We start from the raw sequence: 7,132 nt of genomic DNA on the forward strand, positions 1-7,132 counted from the left end.
TAATCACACTTCCTGTCCAGTCATCTTCATTTTACATTAACAGGTTTGAGAAATGAATAATTTCCATTGGGAAAATAATGAGTTCTTGTGCGAAAACATTCCACTTTCAAGGCTTGCAGAAGAATACGGCACTCCATCGTTTATTTACAGCTCAGCAGCGATCTGCACTAAAATTGAAATGCTCCAGGGAGCACTGGAAAGCTTCGATTCTCAAATCTGTTTTTCGGTAAAATCAAATTCCAACCTGAGCATTTTACAGCTTATGGCCCAACGAGGGGTCGGCGCCGATATTGTTTCCGGAGGTGAGTTATATCGAGCATTGAAAGCAGGCATATCTCCGGAAAACATCGTCTATTCAGGTGTTGGCAAGACGGTTCAAGAGATGGAATATGCGCTTAAAAGCTCAATACGGATGTTCAATGTCGAATCTGAGGCTGAACTGAATACACTCTCAGCTGTCGCAGAAAAACTCGGTAAAATTGCCCCGATTGCCTTTCGGATTAATCCGGATGTTGATGCCCGCACACATCATTTTACCACTACAGCCAAAAAGGGCAACAAGTTTGGTGTACCATTCAACGATGCAGAGCGATTATATGCCCGAGCCAAAGAACTTCCAAATATCCGACCTGTTGGTATTGATGTTCACCTTGGATCACCAATTCTCACCCTGGACCCTTATCGCCAGGGTCTGGAAGTACTTTCGGGTCTTATTACACGGTTACGAGACAACGGTATTGCTATCGAAACCCTCGATATCGGCGGTGGATTCGGTATTACCTATACTGATGAAAAGCCCTTTACTCCGATTCAATTCGCCGAATTAGTTCGTCCTTACCTCGAAAAACTCGGATGCCGTTTGATCGTCGAACCCGGACGGTATATTATGGGTAATTCGGGAGTACTTTTGACCAAAATTGTTTACATAAAGGAGTCCTACGGCAAGACATTTTATATTTGTGATGCCGGAATGAGTGACAATATACGCCCACCGTTTTATGGGGCATCCCACAAAATATCTCCTGTCAAATCCGTCGATGAAACGACAATGCGTACAGTTGATGTTGTCGGACCGATTTGTGAATCGGCTGATTATCTCGGCAAAGATCGTGAACTCCAGGCCGCACAGGAAGGTGACATTCTCGCTGTATTGAGTTCGGGCGCCTATTGCTTTACAATGGCATCGAATTACAACTCCCGTCCCCGGGCATGTGAAATCCTTGTGAAAAACGATTCATCCCGACTTATCCGCCTTCGTGAAACTTACGAAGATCTTGTCAGAGGCGAACAGCTCGAAAAATAACTACGGAAAAAATCTGTAGTGCAAACATAAACCTGCATATCAGGCATATCTCCGGCTGCAATGAGATTAGCTACGCCTTCCCTCTGCTTTTTATCCCCTTTCATTCTATTCGCCGACTTACCTGTATGTTCGTCTGTATGCGCGCAAATATCCCTTTTCAATTTATGATTATAATTGTATAGTTATGGAAGAACAGATGCTGAATATAGTATACTTTTAATGTATAGTGTTCATTTGCAATATCTTAGAATGCCGGAGCAGTGCGTGCATTCTCCAAAGGAGAACTCTTAATACAGCATGAATAACTATGTCTCGAAACCAGGAATACACAATGCTTTCCGGTGCGTATTTTTTTTCCTGATCATCTCTTTTATTCCGCTATCGGCTTTTGAAATACTCCCGATATTCTGGGAAGAGGATATAAAAGATGCTTGTATTGAGCGGGATAATTACTGCCGAAGATTGAAATTGAAAAGGCCTGATGAGCACTACGGATTAGGGAGTCAAAAAGACAGGATCGCTCTCGGAAAAAAGCTTTTAAAATTTCAGGAATATAATAATCCCTGGTTCAGCTTTTTCTCAGGTCTTGTATTAATACCCGGTGCCAGGGCTGGTAATAAATCCGACAGCCTTAATGGTTACGCCGACAGCTATTTTCAAAAGGCACTGGATCTTGCGGCCTCACATCCAGGAAAGACCTGGCTTCTTTTCGTAGAATTTAACCGGTTCGGTATAGCCAAATGGGCAACGAGCAGTCTTCATCAACTCGAAAAAATCTTCATTACGCAGGGTGCTCAATCGGCGCCGCTCATTTCACAATCCTTGCTTTCCTATGTTCATTCCGGGAAAGAGACTGATTTCGTGCTGTCGGACAGCGCCTGTTACGCCTGGGCTGCGAACTTCGACAAACATTTTGCATGGAACGGCGTGCGCAGCATTCTCAAAGGACTACCATTGAAATCCGGCGAAATCTCTTCCGGATTTCTCTTGTTTTTTCGAACCTTGAGGAATTCCTGGACCACCCAGCTTGCTTTAATCGAGCATTTGTTTGCGTGGTTCTCCGAAGGGATTCTGATTTTTATCTTGGCGCTGTTTTTTGCAATCACATTCAAATATATCAGCCATGCTCTACATTCATTTTCCGAACGTTTCCCACCCCAAGTCCCTCCTCGACTGAAACAATTTTATAGTCTTCTCATATTTTCCGGCTTTGCATCTTTCGGTATTGTGCCCTTTCTCTGGTTTAATGCCCTGCTTGCATGGCGATATTATACAAATCGCGACAAGATTATTGCCGGTATCTGTCTTGGCGTACTCATTTTTCTGCCCTTTAAAACCAGAATTCACGACATGTTTATACAACCGACCTATTCGACAAACACCCTCAGTCTTTTCAGGAAGGCATGCGATGAAGGCTATTACCCGGCACTTGACTTTGCAATAACGAACCATATCAAGAAAAACCCCGATGATTATCTTGCTCATACCAGCGCATCCATTTATGCAATCAAGGAAGAAGACCTTTCCGCAGCCGACTACCATATTCGCAAAGCATTAGAATTTAAACCCAACGATCCTGTAGCATTGTTGACCGCCGGCAACATAGCCTATTATACCGATAACCTTGATAAGGCCAATCATTTCTACTCTACCTGCCTCAATCGTTTTCCCGAACTTGAAGCAAGTTTTTTCAATCCCTGCCTCTATTATTTCGGGGAAATGAAAATTATTGAAGGGATCGACCTTATCGAACAGGCAGGAGAAAGGAACCGCCACAAAATAAGTTCTTTTGTAAAGAAAAACGATGATTATTTTTCCGGCAACTGGCCCAAAATCCGACATTTCCTTCAGCCCGACTATGGCTACAAATACTTCTGGACAACGGTCTGGCCCCGCTACAGCGGAAACTGGAATACCACAGAGGTCCGATGGGGCATGAAGTTTTTAGGGTTTAGCCCCCGCACCTATATGATAATAACATCCATTTTATTTATTGTACTCCTGATCATCGGCTATAAACTTGGGACACCGAAAATATACTCCTGCAAGCTCTGTGGAGTTCCGGTGTGCAGACGATGTTTACGAAAAGGTGTATGCACTCATTGCTCCGAAGAAATGACTGACATCACCGACCCGGCGTTGCTTAATCACATGCAATCATCGATCCTTATCAAACGCCGCCGTACTGATTTAATAATTGCCCTGATTCTTAATATCATCTTCCCCGGATTTGGTTCGCTCTACCATTCGACAAAATTACACATTGCAGATATTTTCCGGATACTGTTTACGTCGCTGACCTATGCTTCGTATATATGGTTTTTCACCTCAGATTTTAACTACCCCGAATATGTAATGCATAATTTTGCAGCAATTCTCATGATTATTCCAATAGGTTATCATATCATTTCGATTGCTCGAATACTGACAGTTTATACCAAAGAATTGAAAAAAGGATGACATTATGGCACTCAGTGGAAGTCTGAAAGAATTCGCTCTTCCCGATATATTTCAGCTTATCGGACAACAGCGAAAAAGTGGCAGACTGCTGCTTAGTGATGGGGGCCGTGAAGGTTTCGTTATTTTTTACAATGGAACTATAATAGATGCCGGTACTTCCAGCGAAAACATGATTTCGATACTGGTTAATTATCTGCTATATCATAAAGGTTATCCTCAAAAAAAGATCACCGAGTTTATCAACTACTGCAAAAGCAATACGCGAATATTATGTGATGTTCTCATTAGAATTCAATACATATCGGAAGAAGAACTCTATACTCTTGCTCAGATAACCCTCGAGGATCTTGCCTGCAGCCTCTTTACATGGCAAAAAGGCAACTATCAATTCGTACCCATAAAACGACCCGAGGAGTACTGTATTGGAAACATCGCCTTTTCACCCGATGCCATTACAATGGAGGCCATGCGACGTCTCGATGAATGGCAGCGAATGAAAGAGGTAATTCATCCCGGATCGGTGTTTGTTCCTACCGAAAAAGGCGCTACAGCCATAAATCCCGACAATTCCCCCATTACGGACCCGGAAAGCTATGTTCTGTCTCATCTGGACGGAACCACCTCGACGGGAGATCTGGGAAGCGGGACGTTTTTTTCTACCTACCGCATTTATGAAATTCTGTTTCTCGCCTTACAGAATGGCAAAATCGTGCAGGTATCGGCCGAAAAAGTGCGGGCATTCATGAAACAAGAGCATAACCGTACCCGTAATGCTCAACAGACATCACAGACCACGGTAGCGGTACTTATAGCCAGCGTAGTTTTTATTCTGCTTTTTTTATGCGGTTTTTTACTTTTACCGAAAGTGCTCTTTGCCGAAAAAACAGTAAAAGCCCGGCTTATTGAAATCAGGCAAGAGGTGGAGCAAGCCAGGAAACGGACGAAAATAGCTGCAGTACAATTTGCCGCACAAAAAGGCGAACCGCCCCAAAGACTCAACGAGTTGGAGCAGCAGGGATATGTAAAAAATGAGACACTAAAAACACTCAGAAAAGCCAATATATCATTTCCTGAAATTCTGTAATGAAATTTGATATACAAGTTGTTACAATATATAATAGTTATATATCCATGTCTTGCATGTATTCCGAGTAAGAACTATTTTGTTGATAGGGCATTCTTATCTGCAACAAGTATGAATTTTCCATTTTCATAAAAAAGGAATCATTCCATGGCGTCAATTAATTATGCCGCGAAAGAAATCAGTGTAAAGGTAGTATATTATGGCCCCGGATTATCCGGAAAAACTACCAATCTTCAAGTAATTCACCAACGAATACCCGTCGATAATAAAAGCAACATGGTCTCACTGGCTACCGAAACCGACCGCACCCTGTTTTTCGATTTTCTTCCCTTGGATCTGGGTAAAATAAAGGGATTTTCGACAAAGTTCCAGCTCTATACCGTTCCCGGTCAGGTTTATTATAATGCCACCCGGAAACTTGTTCTCAGGGGTGTTGACGGTATCGTTTTTGTTGCAGATTCCTCGTCGAAAAAAACAGACGAAAACATTGAAAGTTTTCAGAACCTTCTCGACAACCTTGCTGAGTACGGCTATCAAAAAGAGAACATTCCGATAATTATTCAATACAACAAACGTGATTTACCTGATGCTTTGCCGATTGAACAGTTGCAGCAAGCAATGAACACGGCAAATTATCCATGGAACGAAGCGGTAGCGGTCAAGAGTAGCGGTGTATTCGAATCCCTTAAAAAAATCGGTAAAATTGTAATTGATCAGCTCAATAAGAAGTATTCCCGGCCGGGGACGGCATCCCGACCCGGTAGCCAGGTTCCGCCTCGCCCCAGGCCTTCAACACCACCTCCGGTGCAGCCACAGCAGACGCGGCAGAACTTTCAGGCCCCCCCTCCTCCGCCACCACCACAACAGCCACAACAACCAACTCGTCGGTGGTCTCCTCCTGCAAACGATCCCTTTGTAAGCGGCGGAAATTATAATCAGTCTCAAGGTAATCGTCCACAACAGCCGAAAACGCCACCGCCATTGGAATTTGAATCACCTTTTGCATCATCCGGCCCCGACCAGCAAAACAGCCGGGAACCCAACAGCTATGCACCCGATTCACAACAACCCCAAAAACCTCAGACATCTTTTCCAGGGTCTCCTCCCGCCGATCAGAATACGTTCGATCTTGAATCAATGTCCGGACAGCAGAATCGGCTGGCGATGAATACTCCTCCTCCAGCTCCAAATAAAGAAGAGAAAACTGAACTGGATCTCGAAATAGAACGATATCAGAGAGAGATAGAACAAAAACAGCAAGGCACCGCTCAGCCTCCGCAGCAAAATACTCCCGGAACGCAGTCATCTCCTTTAGCTTTTGAGGACCCTTCACAGGCATTTACTCAATCTCAGCCTCAGCAGACACCACAACCTCAGCAACCTCAGGCTGATAGCGGCGATTTTGAGACATACAACCCTCAAAACAACGAAAACGACTATGATGTCTATGATGCTCAATCATCGCAGGACAAATCTGTGCCCCCGAACCTGTCTTCCAATCCAAAACCGCAGGCGCCGAACAGAAGTGATGATGATACGCCGATGTATTTCACATCAGTAAATACCGAGCGTCCGCGAAAGAAAAGTAAAAAACCGACAAATCCTCGAGAAAAAGGACCAAAGGGCACCCTCTTCTCAAAACTCTTTGGAAGAAAAGATCCTGATGAATGATTTAATTCTATATCAGGAAGACCTGGAGAAGCTTAATAATATTCTAATCCAATTTATCAAAGATTCACAGGTTGTTTGCGCATTTCTTACCAATAAAGAGGGACAGCTTCTTACATGTCAGGGCTCTACCAAGACCATCGATACCATGTCGGTGGCGGCATTGATAACCGGTAGCTTTGCTGCGACGGTAACCATAGCCAACCTTATTGGCGAATCTCAGTTCAGTACTATGTTTCATAAAGGAAAAAGCAAACATATTCATATAACGGTAATTGATAACGATCGTTATCTCGCTTCAATTTTCGACAACCACAGCAGTCTTGAGAAAGTTAACTATTACGCTAATCGTTACGGCAAAAAACTTCGTGAGTACCTGATAATAATAAGCGGCAATGCAGATTCGGCCTCCCTGCCGAACCTTTCAGACGAAGAAATGAGTCTGGAACATGAGGTAATACACGATAGTTTTGAATCATTTCTCGATGCCATGGAAACTGACACCGATTCTCAAGAAAACTCGGAGGAAGTTACTTCCCCAAAAAGAATTGTTCTCAACCCTCAGCCGGTGCCTTTTGATGAAGAAGAAAAGGCTCCACCTCAACCGGCTCCACCTC

At 43.6% G+C, this 7,132-nt stretch carries 5 protein-coding genes; all 5 read left to right on the plus strand.

Going from position 1 to position 7,132, the window contains the following annotated elements:
* Positions 1–52 precede the first annotated feature (52 nt).
* Complete coding sequence (gene lysA / locus GF401_01500; GenBank protein ID MBD3343719.1) at positions 53–1,303, plus strand: diaminopimelate decarboxylase; 1,251 nt, start codon at positions 53–55, stop codon at positions 1,301–1,303.
* A gap of 468 nt (positions 1,304–1,771) precedes the next feature.
* On the plus strand, positions 1,772–3,763 hold the full coding sequence (locus GF401_01505) for a hypothetical protein (GenBank protein ID MBD3343720.1): 1,992 nt from the start codon (positions 1,772–1,774) through the stop codon (positions 3,761–3,763).
* A gap of 4 nt (positions 3,764–3,767) precedes the next feature.
* Positions 3,768–4,847, plus strand: a complete 1,080-nt coding sequence (locus tag GF401_01510) for a DUF4388 domain-containing protein (GenBank protein ID MBD3343721.1) — start codon at positions 3,768–3,770, stop codon at positions 4,845–4,847.
* A 147-nt stretch (positions 4,848–4,994) separates the two neighbouring features.
* Entirely contained in the window at positions 4,995–6,518 is a 1,524-nt protein-coding gene (locus GF401_01515; GenBank protein ID MBD3343722.1) for a hypothetical protein, read from the plus strand.
* Positions 6,511–7,132: hypothetical protein (locus GF401_01520; protein MBD3343723.1), on the plus strand; the 622-nt coding region annotated here is incomplete at its 3' end. The genes GF401_01515 and GF401_01520, both read left to right, overlap by 8 nt.

The organism is Chitinivibrionales bacterium (assembly GCA_014728215.1).
Taxonomy (GTDB): Bacteria; Fibrobacterota; Chitinivibrionia; order Chitinivibrionales; family WJKA01; genus WJKA01.